The following is a 16,998-nucleotide window of genomic DNA, read 5'->3' on the forward strand; positions in this document are numbered from 1 at the left end:
AGCCGTGCGAGATCAAGAAAAACCCCTTGCCATGTTACTGACAAGGGGTTTAAGGACCGGTTAAGCGTGCTTTGAAGCAAGCATAAAGACGGTTCAGTCCTGAACCACTTCCGCAGACGTCTGACCAGCCAACTCGTAGACGGAGGCGATCAGTTCGTACGAACGGAGCCGCTGCTCGCCGCCGTGGACGTTGGCCGTCAGCATCAACTCGTCGGCGCCGGTGCGCTTCTGGAGGGCATCGAGGCCCGCCCGGACCGCGTCCGGCGTGCCATGGACGACATTGGACAGCCAGCCGTCCGTGAACTCACGCTCCAGCGGCGTGAACGCATACCCCTGCGCCTGGTCGGGGGTGGGTATCAGCCCGGGATTGCCGGTCCGCAGCCGCAGCATCGACAGCGCACCCGTCAGCACCTGTCGACGCGCCTCCCGCTCCTCGTCGGCCGCCAGCACGGAGACCCCGATCAGCGCGTACGGCGAGGACAGCACCGCGGACGGACGGAACGACTCGCGGTAGAGGTCCAGCGCCGGAACCGTGTTCTGCGCCGAGAAGTGATGGGCGAAGGCGAACGGCAATCCGAGCACCCCGGCCAACCTGGCACTGAAACCCGAGGAGCCGAGCAGCCAGATCGGCGGGCGGGCCGCGGGCCCCTGCACCGGCCCCGGAACCGCGTGGATGCGGCCGTAGGGATGATCGTCGGGGAAGTCGTCGTCCAGGAAGCGGGTCAACTCGGCCAGTTGCTGCGGGAAGTCCTCGGCGCCCTCGCTGCCGCGCTCCCCCGCCCGGCCGCGGCGCAGCGCCGCGGCCGTGCCGCCGTCCGTGCCCGGGGCACGGCCGAGCCCGAGGTCCACCCGGCCGGGCGCCAGGGCCTCCAAGGTGCCGAACTGTTCGGCGATCGCCAACGGCGCGTGGTTGGGGAGCATGACCCCGCCCGAACCCAGCCTGATGCGACGGGTGTGTGCGGCGAGGTGCGCCAGGATGACCGCGGGAGACGAGGAGGCGACGCCGGGCATGGAGTGGTGCTCGGCCACCCAGTGGCGGTGGTAGCCGCTCGCTTCGGCGAGCTGGGCCAGTCGCACGCTGGTCCGCAGCGACTCGGCGGCGGTGCTGCCCGCTCCCACGGTGACCAGGTCGAGCACGGAGAGCGGTACGGGCGCGGTGCCGCGCGCAGGGGCGCGAACGGGGTCACCGGGAGCCTCTGCCGGGTGTCCCGGCGTCAGATCGTCAGGTCGTCCCACGGGGTCTGTCCTCCTGAGCATGAGGCAACGTACAGCATGCCAAAACAGGAGGATGGCTCCGCTTTATTCCCGCCCATTCCCGTGTGATGGGCACACCGATCGACCCACGGCCCGATGACGAGTGACGACCTCAGGCGCCCTCAGGCATCCGACTCCCGGCCGTCCTGGGCGAAGAGTCGTCCCACCTTCAATGCCCAGGTCCTGCGATCTGCGAGCCGCAGCCCTTCCCAGACCGTCACCTGGGTCGCCGTCAGCACCGGCTTGCCCAGCATCTCCTCCAGTTCGGGCAGATGCGCCACCGTGTGCAGGGCGGTGTCCGGCAACAGCACCACCTCCGCCCGGGGGTCGTCACCCGCCCGGGCCAGGGCCAGTACCTCGGCCTCTCCCCAGCCCGCCACCTCCGCGGCGGTCGCACCACCCGCATGGGCGGCGGCCACCTCGACGCCCGCCGCCCGGAGGAACTCGGTGAAGCGGTCCGTGTCGTCCTGCGGATAGGTGGCGGCGACGGCGACCCGGGCGGCGCCCAGCTTCCGCACCGCGTTGACGAAGCCGAGGGAGGTGCTCGACGCGGGCAGTCCCCCTGCCCTGGCCAGATCGCGGATCTGCTGGTGGGCCCCCTCCCAGCCGCGGCCGAAGCTGCCCCTGGTACTCGCCCACAGCACGGACTCGGCACCCCCGAGCCGTAGCTCCGCGATGTTCTCCTCCGACGGCTCTGCCGTCCCGGTGTGGACGACCGGCATCCTGATGTCGCTGTCGAGCAGCACCTCAAGCCGGGGGTAGTCCTCCTCGGCGGAATGTCCGGGAATCAGTAGTCCGACCGTGGTCATGGAGAACCTTCCTTCGGGTTTCGTTTTCGGTCCCGTGCGGGCCGTCCAGGTTGTCGGGTACCACTTCGGAGCGGGTTCGAAGCGTCCGAGAACCGCATCGACGGCGACTGGCCGTTCCCACCGCCCGGAGGGAGCAGACGCACCACCACCTGGTGGGAGCTTCCATAAAGCGACCGGAATTCATCCGCATGCCCACATGACATCGGGGTAGCCGCGCGAGCATGGCTCCACGACAGGAGAGAACGAGACACAGCACGTCCCCGCCCCGAGGGCTCGCCAGGCGATCACTGCTCGCGGGGGCCGTGGCCCTCGGCGCTGCCGGTGCCGTCGGCGTGACCAGCGGATGCAGCCGGGTGGCGACCGCCGACGCGGGGGACGGCGGTCGGTTGCTGGAACAACTGCGCGCCAAGGGCTCCGTACGCATCGGACTCGCGGGCGAGCAGCCCTTCAGCTACATCGGCAAGGACGGCAAGATGACCGGCGCCGCGCCGGCCATCGCCAAACGCATCTTCCGCGAACTCGGTGTCGAGGACGTCCAGCCCTTCCCCACCGAGTTCGGTTCGCTGATCACCGGCTTGAACTCGCTCCAGTTCGACACGGTCGCCGCCGGCATGTACATCAATCCGGCCCGCTGTGAGCAGGTCATCTTCGCCGACCCCGAGTACCAGATGCTCGATGCCTTCCTCGTGCGGAAGGGCAATCCGAAGAACCTGCGGACGTACCAGGACATCGCCGATTCCGGGGCGTCCATGGCGACCGGTGTGGGCTATGCCCAGATCGAATACGCCAAAGCGGCCGGAATTAAAAAGGTCACCACCCTGCCGGACCAGTTGGCGGGTCTGCTCGCCGTGGAACAGGGACGGGTGGACGTCTTCATCGGCACCGCCGTGACCGTACGCAACGTTGTCAAGGAGACGCGGAGCGCCAAGGTGGAGGCGACCGAGGAGGTCACCCCGATCATGGACGGCAAGCCCGTGATCGACGTGGGCGGGTTCGCCTTCCGCACCCCGGAGACGGCGCTGCGCGACGCGTTCAACCGCGAACTGCACAAGCTCAAGCGAACCGGTGAACTGCTGGAGATCATGCGGCCCTTCGGATTCACGAAGGACCAGATGACCACCATCACCGCCAAGGAGAAGTGCAAGCCATGAGCGAAATAAGCCCGGGTTTGTGGGAACTCCTCCTCAAGGGTGTGTGGATCACCGTCCAGCTGACCGTCTACAGCGCCGCGCTCGCCGCGGCCGTGGCCTTCACGATCGGTCTGGCCCGCGCCCACCGGTTGTGGATCGTGCGCTTCGTCGCCGGCACCTACTTCGAGATCTTCCGGGGCACCTCGGCCCTGATCCTGATGTTCTGGATCTTCTTCGTCCTGCCGTTGGGCTTCGGCTGGCAGCTGGTGCCCATGTGGGCCGCGGTGCTGTCGCTGGGGCTGACGTACGGGGCGTACGGCTCCGAGGTGGTGCGGGGTGCGGTGGCCGCCGTCGCCCAGGGCCAGCGGGAGGCCGGAATCGCGCTGAGCTTCACCCCGGCGCAGCAACTGCGCAAGGTGGTGCTGCCGCAGGCGTGGCCGGAGATGATTCCGCCCTTCAACAATCTGCTGGTCGAGTTGCTGAAGGGAACCGCGCTGGTCTCGATCATGGGGGTCGCCGACATCGCGTTCGGCGCCTCGCTGGTGCGCAACGCGACGGGCCAGAGCGCCCCCGTCTACACGGTGATCCTGCTCATGTACTTCGTGCTCGCCTTCGTCCTCACCCGCGGCATGCGGGTGCTGGAACGCCGGGCGAAGGCCGGTATCGGGCAGAAACAGCCCGCGCGTGCCTTCCCGCTACGTCGCCGGGAGCGGGTCGCGGTCGGAGGTGAGAGCTGATGGAGTGGGACTGGTCCGCGGTCGACGACTTCCTGCCGCGTTTCTTCGAAGGGCTGCTGGTCACGCTCCAGGCCCTGGTGCTGGGCGCGCTGCTGGCCTTCGCGCTCGGCCTGGTGTGGGCGGTGGCGCAGCGCTCGGGTCCGGCGGTGGTCCGCTGGCCGGTGGCCGCGGTCACCGAGTTCGTCCGCAACACACCGCTGCTGGTGCAGTTGTTCTTCCTCTACTACGTGCTGCCGGAGTGGGGTCTGACCCTCTCGGCCATGGTGACGGGTGTCATCGGTCTCGGTCTGCACTATTCGACCTACACCGCCGAGGTCTACCGGGCCGGGATCGACGGTGTCCCCAAGGGGCAGTGGGAGGCGGCGACCGCCCTCAATCTGTCCCGGCGCCGCACCTGGGGTTCGGTGATCCTGCCGCAGGCGATCCGCCGGGTCGCTCCGGCCCTTGGCAACTACGTCATCGCGATGCTGAAGGACACTCCGATGATCTTCGTGATCGGAGTGATGGAGATGCTCGGGCAGGCGCGCCAGTTCGCTTCCGAGACCTTCCTGACGGTGGAGGCGTTCACGGTCGTGGGCATCGCCTTCATCCTCATCGCCTATCCGGCATCCGTCCTTATGCGAGCTCTGGAGCGTCGCCTTGTCCGCTGACAGCACTCTTTCCCCGACCGATCCGACCGACACGCCTAGCCCCACCGGACCCACCGGCCCGAAGACCCTGGCGTCGCAGAAGCCGGCCGCCGCAGAGGTGACACAGGAGGAGTTGATCCGGTTCGACCACGTCACGAAGCGGTTCGGTGACAACGTCGTACTGGACAATCTGGACTTCCGGGTCTTCCCGAAGAAACACGTGACCTTGATCGGCCCGTCGGGCTCGGGCAAGACCACGATCCTGCGGCTGTTGATGACCCTGCTGAAGCCGGACGAGGGGACGATCACGGTCGGCGGCGAGTATCTGAACCACGAGGAGAAGAACGGCCGACTCGTGCCGGCGGGCGAGAAGCACATCCGCGAGGTCCGCAAGAACATCGGGATGGTGTTCCAGCAATTCAATCTCTTCCCCAATATGAAGGTGTTGCGGAATGTGACCGAGGCGCCGATGCACGTACTCGGGCTCTCCCGGGACGAGGCGCACGAGCGAGGTCGTGAGCTGCTCGAACTGGTCGGACTCGAGGACCGCTGCGACGCCTATCCGAGTCAGCTGTCCGGCGGGCAGCAACAGCGGGTGGCGATCGCCCGGGCGCTGGCCATGCGCCCCAAGGTGCTGCTGCTGGACGAGGTGACGTCCGCGCTCGACCCCGAATTGGTGGCGGGCGTACTGGATCTGCTGAGGGACATCGCGCACACCACCGATGTGACGATGCTCTGTGTGACCCATGAGATGGGCTTCGCCCGGGACGTCTCGGACTGCGTGATGATGTTCGACCAGGGGAAGGTCATCGAGTTCGGCCACCCCGACAAGATGTTCAGCGACCCGGAGAACAAGCGTACGAAGGAGTTCCTCAGCGCCGTGCTGTGAGGCAGGAATCGCCAGCTGGCCCGTGACCCTGGCATATGCCTGAGAGATGCTCCCCTGTTCGGAGGGGTCCCCTGCCCGGGTATTCTCGCCAACAGCCGTCCCTCAACAGCCCCTTGACCGCTATCGTGTGGTAGAGGACCTTGCGGTGACGAACTGGTAGGGGGAGACCGTGGCGCTGAAGCCTGAGCCGACCGCGCCGTTCCACTCGGTGCAGTACGTCCTGCGAGTGCTGGAGACGGTCTCCCGACACGCAGGCGGGGTGACCGACACCCAGATCGCCCGGGAGACGGGACTTCCCACCGGGCACCTGGCGCCCCTGCTGGAGATGCTGCGCCGCGAGGGCTATGTGGAGCGGGCCGCCGACAGCAGCGGGACCTATGTGATCGGCGACTCCCTGGTACTGCTGGGCTCCGGCGCCGCCCGCCAGCAGGCGCTGGAGGCCAAGCTCCAGGACACCCTGACGGAGATCCGGGACTCGGTGGGCGCCGCGGTCTACATCAGCAGATACATCGACGGCGAAGTAAAGATCACCCAGTACGCGGACGGCCCCTACACGCCCCGGGTCAACGAGTACGTGGACTTCCGGTTCGCGGCCCATGCCAGCGCCATCGGCAAGTGCCTGCTGACCCAGCTGGACGGCGACGGCCGTCGCGAACATCTGGCCCGCCACAAGATCACCCGGTTCACCTCCCGGACGATCACCAGCGAGAGCCTCCTCTTCTCCAAACTGGACAGCCAGCCGGCGACCGTCCCGATCCTGGACCTCCAGGAGTACGCGGTGGGCACGGTCTGCGCCGCAGTACCCCTGACGGCCGGATCGACGGTGGGCTGCCTCGCGCTCTCACTGCCGATCGAGCACGCCCATCGGCTGCGCTCGGCAGCGGACACCCTGAACCGCAGGGCAGCACCGGTCGTACTGTCGCTCGTGCTCTAGTCCCGCGTCCGGTACATGGCCCCCGCCAGCTCCGGAGGCGTTTCCCCCTGTCCTCGGGGGCGCGGGCCGACCGTGACAGCGGCCACGGGAAATGTGTCGGAGCACCCCGCTGGAGCAGGTATTATTTATGTCGTCAGGCGCCGCTAGCTCAGTTGGTTAGAGCAGCTGACTCTTAATCAGCGGGTCCGGGGTTCGAGTCCCTGGCGGCGCACATTGATCATCGAGGGCGTTCCGGTTTCCGGAGCGTCCTCGTTGCTTTCCCTGAAACGATCACAGGGTCTGCCCTGAAACGATCACAGGTTTTGCTGAAACGATCACGGGCCACTGACCCAGGACATGCCGGTGCTCCCCGTGGCAGGAGACCACGGGGAGCAGTGCCCGGGCGGCTGCACCGACCGCCGTGCAGGAGATGGAGGACCCGGCTCAGGTCCTCCACTCCCGCAACGGCATCAGGTCGGCGCTCCACATGCTCCATGGGCTAGGTGTACCCGAGGGGCCGGTGGTGCCGGGTGACCGATCGTGCGTCAGCGGTGGAACGTCAGAACTGGACGTCCGAGCAGGCGTAGAAGGCGTTGGGGGTGTCGTGCACGGTCCACACCGCCAGCACCACGTGCTTGCCCGAGCGCGACGGCAGGTTGCCGGAGTGCGACAGGCTCTCCGGAGGCTGCTTGCCACCGTAGGGAACGGTCAGGAACGGCTGCGACTCAAGCGCCGCCCTGGTCAGCTTCTGGCTGGAGTTCCAACCCTGCTTGGTGATGTAGTACTTGAAGTCGGTGGTGCGGTGCCGGGCGGTGAACCGCCAGGTGAATGTCTGGTTGGAGCCCGAGTTCACCTTGGTGGCCGGCCATGCGCCACCACGCGGGTCATCGAGCTGGGAGAACTGGCCGTTGCCTCCGGCGCAGATCAGACCGTCGGCGGGACCGGCGGACGGGAACCCCTTGAGGCCCTCGACGCTCTGCGGCTCCCACTGGATGTTGCCGCAGTTGGACACGGTCCGGTTGGCGCAGTGCTTCTGACGGCTGGTCACCGGGGAATCGGTGTAGCCGTGGCTGCTTGCACTGCCGGTTGCGACCACGGTGCCGCCCAGGACCAACAGACCTACGGCGGCGGCGGTAAACCTATTGCGCATGCTTCGCTCCAGAGAACGTGGGGGAGTTCGTGAGCCTTGCTTGCACGCGTGCGTGTTGTTGACTACGTCTGTTCGATGTAGTTCGGAAGCGCCCCTTCCGCGCTTCTTTTAGGTCTAGACCAACACCCAATGTATTGACCGAACTTCATCATGTCCAGACCAAAACTATCTCTCAGTTTCTGCCGCACGATGGGCATAGAACGCAACCGTCAGATCTTTCACCAACGCCTTGCGCTCGTACTCGTCCAACTCCACAAGCCCACGTGAGGTCAGTCGCCGCACGGTTTCCTCCACCGCGTCCACCACGGAGGTGAGCACGGTGTCGCGGTGTCTGGCGTCGAGCGAGGCGATCCGGTGCCGTCGCATCGCGGCAGCGATCTCTGGCGCATATTCGATGGCCACCGGTTGCGCGGAGAACACCTCGATGCCCACTGCGGAGCATTCCGCTTGGAGCATCCGCGTCAGTGTCCCGCCCACCGACTCGGCGTCACGCAAAGTGCGACCGACGGCCATCGGAGCGGCAGCGGACCCCCGGACCGGGTCCGCGAAGGCATCGGCGGGAAGTTGCGAGACGACCCGGGCCATCGCCGACTCCACCTGTTCGCTCAGATACTCCTCGTGGTCCTCGACCCCCAGCACCGCCCGCGCGGTGTCGCGCACCCGCCACACCACCTGCACCACCACACACAGAGGTGCACCCTCCGCATCTACGGCCGGCATCGGTTCACTGCGCCAGTGCCGCAGTCGCACCTCGATCCGACGGCGCAGCACCAGCGGGCTCATCCACAGCAGCCCCGTGCGCCGCACGCTCCCCCGGTACTCGCCGAAGAGGGTCAGCACCCAGGCGTGACCCACCTGTCCCCGCCCGATGCCACCGAGCGCGAAGAGGGCGATGACCACCCCGAGCGTCAGCAGGCACCACAGATCGATGCTCAGCCCCCGGTAGGGATACACGGGCAGCCCGAGCAGCGCGATCAGCCGTGCGGGGATCGCCCCGGCTCCCCAGAGGACCGCCCCGATCCCCGCGAGTGCGCACAGACCCGCGACCACCCCCGTCCAGCCGGAGAGCACCGCGGCCGGTCGTTCGAAGAGGGTCGGGTCCTCGGGTGGACCGGGGCGTCCCGAAGGTGCGGGTGACACCGGTGGGCGGGCGATCCTCGGCTGTTCCCCGGTGCCGAGCCGTCGCGCGACCACGGCCGGACGCAGCGCGATCGGCGGGGACCAGCCGTGCGTGAAGTCCTCGGGCCCCGAGTCATCACCGGTGACGTCGTCGCGGAAAAGCAGATGCACCGGGATCTCGGTGGTCGCCTCCTGGGCGATGACCGGGGTGTGCCGGGCCGTACCGGGGAATGGTCCGTCGCCTTCCGGCTCCGATGTCGTGGTGGTCATGACTGCCGCTGCCTCCGCTGTTTCGTCGCGTACCCCCCACCGCCAAAAGAGCCCCGGTCCGGTACGGAGCCGCTGTCCGCCCCCTCGGAGTGCTGACGACCGCCCGAGTTCGGGAGTCGTTAGAGCACCGTCACGGGGTGGGTGCGAAGAGCCGGCGCCAGGTCTCGCGCCCCGGATGGCCGTCCGCCGCCGCACCCCGCCAGCCCTGGGCGCGCTGGAAAGCCTCCACGTTGCGCCGGTCCGCCTCGCCCCACCGTGGCCCGGGTCCGGAGGTGTAGTGGCGGCCGTAGCCGCGTTCGACCAGTTGACGACCGAGCCGGGTGACGTGCTCGCTCGACTGGCCGGACCGGAAGTACCTGGCTCCGGGGTACGGGGGGATCGCCGCGCTGACACCGCCGGGCCCCGCCGCCGGTGCGGGCGCCGCGGACTGTGCCGCGGGGATGTTCTTGCCCTTGCCGGTGACCAGGAGTTCCCAGGTGTCGGGCCCGGGCAGCCCGTCGGCCTCACCGCTCGTCCACCCCTGGGCCAATTGGAACGCCTCGGTGGCCTTGCGGTCGGCCTCCCCCCAGCGCGGCCCCGGCCCCTCCTGGTAGAACCGCTTGCCACCCCGGGCGATGAGCATCTCGCCGAGCCGGGTGACGTAGGCGTTCTCCGCGCCGGGGCCGAAGGAACCGGCGCCGGGGTAGGCGTCGGCCGGGACCGCTCCGGAGGTCGCGGTGGCCACGCCTCGGTAGCGGTAGGGAACGTACTGGTCGGAGTTGTTCCAGTACGCCATGGGCGTGGACTGCTTGCGGGTGTGGGGCTTGGCCTGCTCGTAGGCCACGTAGGAGGTGTGGGTGCCGTCGGTCCAGCCGCCGAAGATCGTGACGTGGGAGCCGTTGGTGGGGTTCGCGGGATTGTGGAAGAGCAGGATGTCCCCGGGTTGGAGCTCCGCACGGGTGATCTTGATGCCGTACTGGGCGAGGGAGCCGGTCCATTCGTTGCGCGCCAGGTTCCACGCCATCGAGACATAGCCCGAGCAGTCCTGGCGGTACCCGTCGGACCAGTAGGCCGCCATGCTGTACGGGACCTTCGCCGTGACCCACTTCTTGGCCCGGTTGATGATGTCCGCGCGGGTGGTCTGCGGCAGCTGCGCGGCGGGAACGCCCGCCGGGCCCGCGAGCGGCCCGCCGTACAGCGGCCCCCGCCGGCCCTGTTCGTGATCGGAGTCGACGGCGGTCCGACCGCGCCCGGTGGGCTCCGGTGGCTCGGGGCTCTGTGCGGCGCCCGCGACCCCGGGGCCGCCGAGCACCACGCCCGCGGCGGTGAACAGCACCAGGGCGCGTCGGCACCCGTGGGCGGCGGGATGGCCACCGGCCGCAAGCGTTCGTCGTTGCCCTACGCATCCCGGACAGTCGCAGTCGGGAGCAGGCTCATACTCCTCGAACACCGGCACCGTCATCCGCGTCCCCTCCGCACTCCGTGGAGATCGTTCTCAGGGGCCGAACGGTGTGGGAGAACCGCACTCCGCCGGCCCGGACTTCTCCTATCTTGAGGGGCAAAAGGTAAAAAACGACCATCCGACAGGCCGGAGTCGACCACTAATGCCCGCGGACCGGAAGCAGCCAGTCCGAAAACGTCCGACGCACCCTCCGCGGTCCGGTAGAGTTGGGCCGTCAGCACGCGCCGCTAGCTCAGTTGGTTAGAGCAGCTGACTCTTAATCAGCGGGTCCGGGGTTCGAGTCCCTGGCGGCGCACGCTTCACGAAGGCCCCCTCGCGATCGCGCGAGGGGGCCTTCGTCATGCCCAAAACGGCTTGATGCAGTCGATCCACCGAGACCGCTCCGACCTCAGGTTTTCCGAAATCGTACATATGGTTGGTTGATCGTACATTTGATCCTTGCGATCATGACTCGGGTCATGGACCCTATGCTGAATCGATGTCAACGCCCGGGACCAGGCGTCCGCATCAGCGCAGTTGGGGCACCTGAAGGGCAGGTTTCGTGCGGATATGTGGGTGGGGTTCGGGATGGGGGTCCCCTACACCGCTCCGGCACGTGACGGGCATGATGCAACCGGCGGGTGGCTGTCTCATGTCTGTGCTGACAGCAGCCCACCATCGATTGGTCCAGGCACATGGGTCGGGGGCCCCATGGCCGGAATTCAATGACACACCAGAACACACGCAGCTCTGCTGCGTGCGGGGGGATGACCAATGACGTCGACGCCCAACGGCGCCGGGAAGCCCGAAGACCCTTCTCGAACGACCCAGCTCCGCCTGCCCGCCAACCTGCGCACCGGCGGTCACCGGCCGCGCCCCAAGAAGGCCCTGCCCCGGTACGACTACGAGCACTACAGCAGGCTCGCCGGCCCCCTCACCCAACCGGACCCCGCCAAGCCGTACACCGTGCAGTACCGCTCCCTGCTGTCCCAGGAGCCCCATCGGATACGCGCGGCCCTGCTGCTGGGCTCGGCACCCCTCGTATCCCTCGGGCTGTTCCTCTGGCTGATGCAGCCCTCGCACTGGACCGAGCGCGACCCCAACCTCAAGAACGACCTCCTCCTCGTTCTCGACATCGTCATGCTCGTGTCCATCGGTCTGATCGAGCTGTTCCGCACGATGAACGTGCTCTCCAACGCCCACGCGACACTCGTGGCCCGGGACCCGGTCCCCGTCGTTCCCGAGAGCGGCACCAAAGTCGCGTTCCTCACCTCCTTCGTGCCCGGCAAAGAGCCGCTGGAGATGGTGACGAAGACCCTGGAGGCGGCCGTACGCATCCGCCATCGCGGGCTGATGCACGTCTGGCTGCTCGACGAGGGCGACGACCCCGACGTCAAGGAGGTCTGCGAGCGTCTCGGTGTCCACCACTTCTCCCGCAAGGGCGTCGCCAAGTGGAACCAGGCGAAGGGCCCCCACCGCGCCAAGACCAAGCACGGCAACTACAACGCCTGGCTCCAGGAACACGGCGACGACTACGACTTCTTCGCCTCCGTCGACACCGATCACGTCCCGCTTCCGAACTACCTGGAACGGATGCTTGGCTACTTCCGCGACCCGGACGTGGGCTTCGTCATCGGCCCCCAGGTCTACGGCAACTACGACACTTTCGTCACCAAGGCCGCCGAGTCCCAGCAGTTCCTCTTCCACGCCCTGATCCAGCGGGCCGGCAACCGCTACGGCGCACCCATGTTCGTGGGCACGTCCAACGCCGTGCGCATCAAGGCCATCAAGCAGATCGGTGGCCTGTACGACTCGATCACCGAGGACATGGCGACCGGCTTTGAGATGCACCGGGCCAAGAACCCGGTCTCCGGCCAGCTCTGGCGCTCGGTCTACACCCCCGACGTGCTCGCGGTCGGCGAGGGCCCCACCGCCTGGACCGACTTCTTCACCCAGCAGCTGCGCTGGTCACGCGGAACGTACGAGACGATCCTCAAGCAGTACTGGAAGGGCTTCGGCAGCCTGCCGGCCGGCAAGCTCTTCAACTACACGATGATGATCATCTTCTATCCGATGTCCGCCCTGAACTGGATACTCGCGGCGCTCAGCTGTGCGCTGTTCCTCGGCATGGGCGCATCGGGCGTACAGATCGACCCGCTGATCTGGATGATGCTCTACGGCAACGCCTCAGCGCTCCAGATCGGCCTCTACATCTGGAACCGGCGTCACAACGTCTCCCCCCATGAACCCGAAGGCTCCGGCGGTCTCGCCGGAATGATGATGTCCGCGCTGTCCGCGCCCATCTACGCACGCTCCCTGATGGACGCCGCACTACGTCGCAAGAGCAGCTTCGTGGTGACCCCCAAGGGCGACTCCTCCAGCCCCGACACCCTCTTCGGCACCTTCCGCATCCACCTCTTCTTCATCTTCGTCTTCGGCGCCTCCCTGATCTCCTCCTTCTTCCTCGGGCACGACCATCCGGCGATGATCACCTGGGCCCTCCTGGCACTGCTGATCACCGCCGCACCGATCCTCGTCTGGCAGCACGGCATCTACGAGGCGAAGAGGAAGCGCAGGCGGCGCCACGCGGGCGGGCAGAAGCAGCCGTCGACCGACGGACCTGCGCCGCAGATCCCCGGCCCCCGTCCGGGCGAAGGCTCCGGCAACCCTGAAGAGACCATGCAGATCGCCCTTGGGGGACAGAAGAAATGAGTAGGCAGCCCGCTGTGACGAACTACCGCAAGAGACGCGCCCGTCGCATCGCGATCGGTGCGGCGGTGGTCGTCGCGGTGGCCGGGATGAACGGACCTGCGCTCTGGCGCTTCGGTGCGGAGAAGTACCACGACTACGAGATCAACCAGCCGGAGTACAAGGCGGACAAGGGCCACTGGTCCTTCCTCGACATCCCGTCCGAGTACCAGGTCAACGGTGTGCACGCCGCGGTGCTGCACACCGGCAAGGTCCTGCTCATCGCGGGCTCCGGCAACAACCAGAAGAACTTCGACGCCAAGAAGTTCGAGACCGTCCTGTGGGACCCGAAGACCGAGGACTTCAAGCACATACCCACGCCCAAGGACCTGTTCTGCTCCGGTCACACCCAACTGCCCGACGGCAAGTTGCTGGTGGCGGGGGGCACCAAGCGGTACGAGAAGCTCCAGGGTGACGTCACCAAGGCCGGTGGGCTGATGATCGTCCACAACGAGGACCCGGACGAACCCAAGACGCTCCCCGCGGGCACCAAGTTCACCTCCAAGAAGAGCGGCAAGACTTTCGTCTCGATGGACTCGCTGCTAGTGGAGAAGGCCAAGAAGGTCTTCGACCCCAAGACGGGCAAGGTCCTGCGCACCGAGAGCGGGCGCGGTCGGGTCTACGTCGAGGCGGAGAAGGCGGGGAAGAAGTTCGAGACGGGCGCCCAGGAGAACTTCCGGGTCCAGGGCCTCACCGGAGCCGACGCCCGCAATGTGTACGGCATGGCCCAGAAGCTCGCCCTGGACAAGAAGGACTTCCAGGGGATCAAGGACACCTATGAGTTCGACCCGGTCGCGGAGAAGTACATCCCGGTCGACCCCATGAACGAGGCCCGCTGGTACCCGACGCTCGCCACCCTGGAGGACGGCAAGGTGCTCGCGGTCTCCGGGCTGAACGACATCGGCGAACTGGTCCCCGGCAAGAACGAGATCTTCGACCCGGCGACCAAGAAGTGGGAGTACGCGAAGAAGCTGCGGAAGTTCCCCACGTACCCCTCACTGTTCCTGATGGACAACGGCAAGCTGTTCTTCACCGGCTCCAACTCCGGGTACGGCCTCGCCGACGAGGGGCGCGAGCCGGGCATCTGGGACGTGGAGACCGACGCCTTCCAGAAGGTGCCCGGGATGAGCGACCCCGACCAGTTGGAGACCTCTGCGTCCGTGATGCTGCCGCCCGCCCAGGACCAGCGGTTCATGGTCATCGGTGGCGGTGGGATCGGCGAGTCCGAGGAGTCGAGCGAGAAGTCCCGGCTCATCGACCTCAAGGAGCCCAAGCCGCGCTTCAAGGACGGTGCGACGCTGGAGAAGGGCACCCGCTACCCGAGCGCTTCGCTGCTGCCCGACGACTCCGTCCTCGTCACCGGCGGCTCCGAGGACTACCGCGGGCGCGGCGGCACCAACATCCTCCAGGCACGCACCTACGACCCGAGCAGCGGCACCTACAAGCGGGTCGCGGACCCGAACGTGGGCCGCAACTACCACTCCGGTTCGGTGCTGCTGCCCGACGGACGGGTGATGATCTTCGGTTCGGACTCGCTGTACGGGGACAAGGCCAACACCAAGCCGGGCGTCTTCGAGCAGCGGATCGAGATCTACAAGCCCGCGTACCTCTTCGCCGACTCCCGGCCCGAGGTGACCGGGGGGCCGAAGAGGATCGCCCGGGGTGGCACGGGAACGTTCGAGGTCACCAGCGAGAAGCCGCTGAAGACGGCGAAGCTGATGCGGCCGAGCGCGGTCACCCACGTCACGGATGTCGACCAGCGCACGATCGCGCTGAAGACCACGCGGACGGAAGGCGGCATCGAGGTCACGGTGCCCACGAACCGGGCGCTGGTCCCGGCCGGCTGGTACATGCTCTTCGTCACCGATGACCAGGGGACGCCGTCGGAGGCGGTGTGGGTCGAGGTGCCGTAGGAACGGCGGATGCGACAGGGCCCCGGTCGATTCGGCCGGGGCCCTTCCTCTGCTCTCTACGGAGGCGGCTCCACCGACGGCCGACCAGCGGCGGCTGGGGCTCGGCAGCCGACCAGCGGCGGCTGGGACCTCGGCGGTCGGCTATCGGCCGCTGGCGAGACCGAGCGCGTACTCCGCCCACCAGTCGCCCGCCTTCGGCCCGCCCTTGCAGTCGCCGTCCGACTCCCCCGGGCGCTTGATCCATAGATAGGCGTCCACCTGGGGATCGCCGGTCTTGACGGTCGGTGCGTCACCGAGCGCCCGCCCTGGCGGGTTGCACCAGTTCTCCTTGGGATCGCCGCCGGTGAAGGGGCCGTTGCCGTTCCTGCTGGTGTCGATGACGAACGGCTTGCCGCCGACCTTCTCGGAGAGCCGCTTGCCGAAGTCCTTGCTGGCGGCGGTGGGATAGAAGTTGGAGACGTTCACGGAGAAGCCGTCGGCGTGGTCGATTCCGGCCCGGCGCAACGGCTCGTGCAGGGCGTCGGGCTGTGACCAGGCCGCGTTCCCCGCATCGAGGTAGACCTTGGTGTTGGGCTGCTGCTTGAGCCGCTGGACGGCTTCCTTGAGCAGGTGGTAACGCTCGTCGTGGAACTCCTGCGGGGTGCAGCTGTCGACGAGGTGGAGTACGGCGTCCGGTTCCAGGATCACCGTGGCCTTGCGGTCCCCGATGCCCTTGGCCACCTTGTCGACCCAGGCCCGGTAGGCGTCGCCGTCAGCGGCGCCGCCCTTGGAGAACTGTCCGCAGTCCCGGTGCGGAATGTTGTAGAGCACCAGGAGGGCTTCCCGATCGGCCTTGGTGGCCTTCTTGGTGAGCTCCTCGGTCCGTTCCTCGGGCCGGTCGAGACCGATCCATTCAGCGACGGGCTGGCCGGCTATCTTCATGATCAGATCGGCGGACTTCTTGCCGCTGTCCGTGCCCTCCTTGCGGTACGTACCGACCTGACGGGCCGCGTTCCCCTCCGGGTTGACCCAGTACGGTACGGATTCCTTGGGGCGCTGGGTCACATCCGCCGTATCGTCGCCACTGTCGGACGAACATCCCGCGGCCAGCAGCACCGCACCCGCCACCGCCAGCCGCATACCGGCACGACGGCCCAGACTCCCGAACATTCCACTCCCCCTCGGCCGCATAGTTCACCGGTCGTCCAGGGCCTCCCCGCCGTTGGACAAGACCGGTACCGGCCATCCTGACACAACCGATCAACGTGCCACGAGACTTGCCCCACTCTCCCCAACCGGACCGCGACCGACGGCCGTACGAACCTGTGGTGGTGCCTTCTTACGGTGGTGAGTCGGGGACAGGCGTCAGCCCGCGCGACGAACAGCGGTGAGATAGGCGGAGACGACGACGTTGGCCGCATAGCTGTCCGTCGCCCGGTCGAAGGCACCGCCACAGGTGATCAGCCGCAACTCCGCCCGGCCGTCCCGTCGCTGACCGTACGCCTTGCGGTCGTCGAACCGGTCCCGCCCGAAGACCTGTACGTCGTCGATGGTGAACTCGGCCACCGATCCATCGGCCCTGGTGACCCGCACCTTCTGACCGGGTCGGGCCGCGCTGAGACCGTAGAAGACGGCCGGTGCGGTCCGGGTGTCCACATGACCGACCAGCAGGGACGCCCCCGGAGCGCCCGGCCGGGTACCGGCTCCGTACCAGCCGACGGTCTGCGCGCTCGCGTACGGGGGCGGGTCGATCGCCCCGGCCGCATCCAGACCGCGGGGCACGATCGGGGCGGCGACACCGATCGAGGGGATCTCCACCCGCTGCGGTCTGGCCGGTTCCAAGGGGGGATGGGCGGGCGGCAGCGGAACGGCCCGGGGCCGGCCGACAGCCGCTACATCACCGGTGGTGGGGCCCGATGCGGCACCGAGGCCGCCGGTGTCCTCACGCCCCCACAGCCAGAGCCCGAGCAGCAGCACCGCCCAGGCCACTCCCATCAGGAGTCGGCCGGAACTCGCCGGTCGGTCGGAGGTGGGCATC

Annotated in this window: 14 protein-coding genes and 2 tRNA genes; 9 read left to right on the top strand and 7 right to left on the bottom strand. The window is 67.6% G+C overall.

From position 1 onward, the window contains the following. Window positions 1-93 precede the first annotated feature (93 nt). Window positions 94-1,257: an LLM class flavin-dependent oxidoreductase gene (locus tag OID54_RS14635; RefSeq protein WP_329019415.1), complete on the bottom strand. Its 1,164-nt coding sequence runs from the start codon at window positions 1,255-1,257 to the stop codon at window positions 94-96. A gap of 119 nt (window positions 1,258-1,376) precedes the next feature. Continuing rightward, the gene (locus OID54_RS14640) at window positions 1,377-2,063 is read right to left on the bottom strand and encodes a maleate cis-trans isomerase family protein (RefSeq protein WP_329019417.1); all 687 of its coding nucleotides are present in this window, start codon (window positions 2,061-2,063) and stop codon (window positions 1,377-1,379) included. Window positions 2,064-2,284: 221 nt separating this feature from the next. Between OID54_RS14640 and ehuB the strand changes: the two genes are divergently transcribed. The 6 genes from ehuB (at window position 2,285) to OID54_RS14670 (ending at window position 6,593) form a co-directional block, all read left to right on the top strand. Continuing rightward, window positions 2,285-3,214, top strand: a complete 930-nt coding sequence (gene ehuB, locus OID54_RS14645) for an ectoine/hydroxyectoine ABC transporter substrate-binding protein EhuB (protein WP_329019421.1) — start codon at window positions 2,285-2,287, stop codon at window positions 3,212-3,214. Further along, entirely contained in the window at window positions 3,211-3,930 is a 720-nt protein-coding gene (gene ehuC / locus OID54_RS14650) for an ectoine/hydroxyectoine ABC transporter permease subunit EhuC (protein ID WP_329019424.1), read from the top strand. Before ehuB ends, ehuC begins: the two co-directional genes overlap by 4 nt. Then, window positions 3,930-4,580, top strand: coding sequence for an ectoine/hydroxyectoine ABC transporter permease subunit EhuD (gene ehuD / locus OID54_RS14655; protein WP_329019427.1), 651 nt, complete (start codon window positions 3,930-3,932; stop codon window positions 4,578-4,580). Before ehuC ends, ehuD begins: the two co-directional genes overlap by 1 nt. 97 nt (window positions 4,581-4,677) lie before the next feature. After that, entirely contained in the window at window positions 4,678-5,448 is a 771-nt protein-coding gene (gene ehuA, locus OID54_RS14660) for an ectoine/hydroxyectoine ABC transporter ATP-binding protein EhuA (RefSeq protein WP_329027513.1), read from the top strand. Window positions 5,449-5,617: 169 nt separating this feature from the next. After that, window positions 5,618-6,382, top strand: a complete 765-nt coding sequence (locus OID54_RS14665; RefSeq protein ID WP_329019430.1) for an IclR family transcriptional regulator — start codon at window positions 5,618-5,620, stop codon at window positions 6,380-6,382. A gap of 137 nt (window positions 6,383-6,519) precedes the next feature. Continuing rightward, window positions 6,520-6,593 (top strand) — tRNA-Lys (locus tag OID54_RS14670). 327 nt (window positions 6,594-6,920) lie between these two features. Here the strand turns inward: OID54_RS14670 and OID54_RS14675 are convergent. The 3 genes from OID54_RS14675 to OID54_RS14685 all read right to left on the bottom strand — a co-directional run bounded on the left by OID54_RS14675 (window position 6,921) and on the right by OID54_RS14685 (window position 10,341). Further along, the gene (locus OID54_RS14675) at window positions 6,921-7,511 is read right to left on the bottom strand and encodes a lytic polysaccharide monooxygenase auxiliary activity family 9 protein (RefSeq protein WP_329019433.1); all 591 of its coding nucleotides are present in this window, start codon (window positions 7,509-7,511) and stop codon (window positions 6,921-6,923) included. A gap of 165 nt (window positions 7,512-7,676) precedes the next feature. After that, window positions 7,677-8,900 (bottom strand): SPFH domain-containing protein, encoded by a 1,224-nt coding sequence (locus OID54_RS14680; protein ID WP_329019436.1) that lies wholly within the window; start codon window positions 8,898-8,900, stop codon window positions 7,677-7,679. 130 nt (window positions 8,901-9,030) lie between these two features. Next, entirely contained in the window at window positions 9,031-10,341 is a 1,311-nt protein-coding gene (locus OID54_RS14685; RefSeq protein ID WP_329019439.1) for a peptidoglycan-binding protein, read from the bottom strand. A 221-nt stretch (window positions 10,342-10,562) separates the two neighbouring features. On the opposite strand from OID54_RS14685, the gene OID54_RS14690 reads away from it, so the two are divergent. From OID54_RS14690 to OID54_RS14700, 3 genes are all read left to right on the top strand, one after another. Then, a tRNA-Lys gene (locus OID54_RS14690) sits at window positions 10,563-10,636 on the top strand. Window positions 10,637-11,094: 458 nt separating this feature from the next. Further along, the gene (locus tag OID54_RS14695) at window positions 11,095-13,032 is read left to right on the top strand and encodes a glycosyltransferase family 2 protein (RefSeq protein WP_329019442.1); all 1,938 of its coding nucleotides are present in this window, start codon (window positions 11,095-11,097) and stop codon (window positions 13,030-13,032) included. Then, a complete protein-coding gene (locus OID54_RS14700; protein ID WP_329019445.1) occupies window positions 13,029-14,981 on the top strand; it encodes a galactose oxidase-like domain-containing protein in 1,953 nt (650 codons plus the stop codon). The genes OID54_RS14695 and OID54_RS14700 overlap by 4 nt, the downstream gene beginning before the upstream one ends. A gap of 141 nt (window positions 14,982-15,122) precedes the next feature. Here the strand turns inward: OID54_RS14700 and OID54_RS14705 are convergent, their stop codons facing one another. Continuing rightward, window positions 15,123-16,130: a glycoside hydrolase family 6 protein gene (locus tag OID54_RS14705; protein ID WP_329019448.1), complete on the bottom strand. Its 1,008-nt coding sequence runs from the start codon at window positions 16,128-16,130 to the stop codon at window positions 15,123-15,125. Between the two features lie 195 nt (window positions 16,131-16,325). Next, window positions 16,326-16,997 carry a class F sortase gene (locus OID54_RS14710; protein ID WP_329019451.1) on the bottom strand — a complete coding sequence of 224 codons (672 nt, stop codon included), beginning with the start codon at window positions 16,995-16,997 and terminating at the stop codon, window positions 16,326-16,328. Between the last annotated feature and the right edge of the window lies 1 nt (window position 16,998).

It is taken from the genome of Streptomyces sp. NBC_00690, assembly GCF_036226685.1.
Lineage (GTDB): Bacteria > Actinomycetota > Actinomycetes > Streptomycetales > Streptomycetaceae > Streptomyces.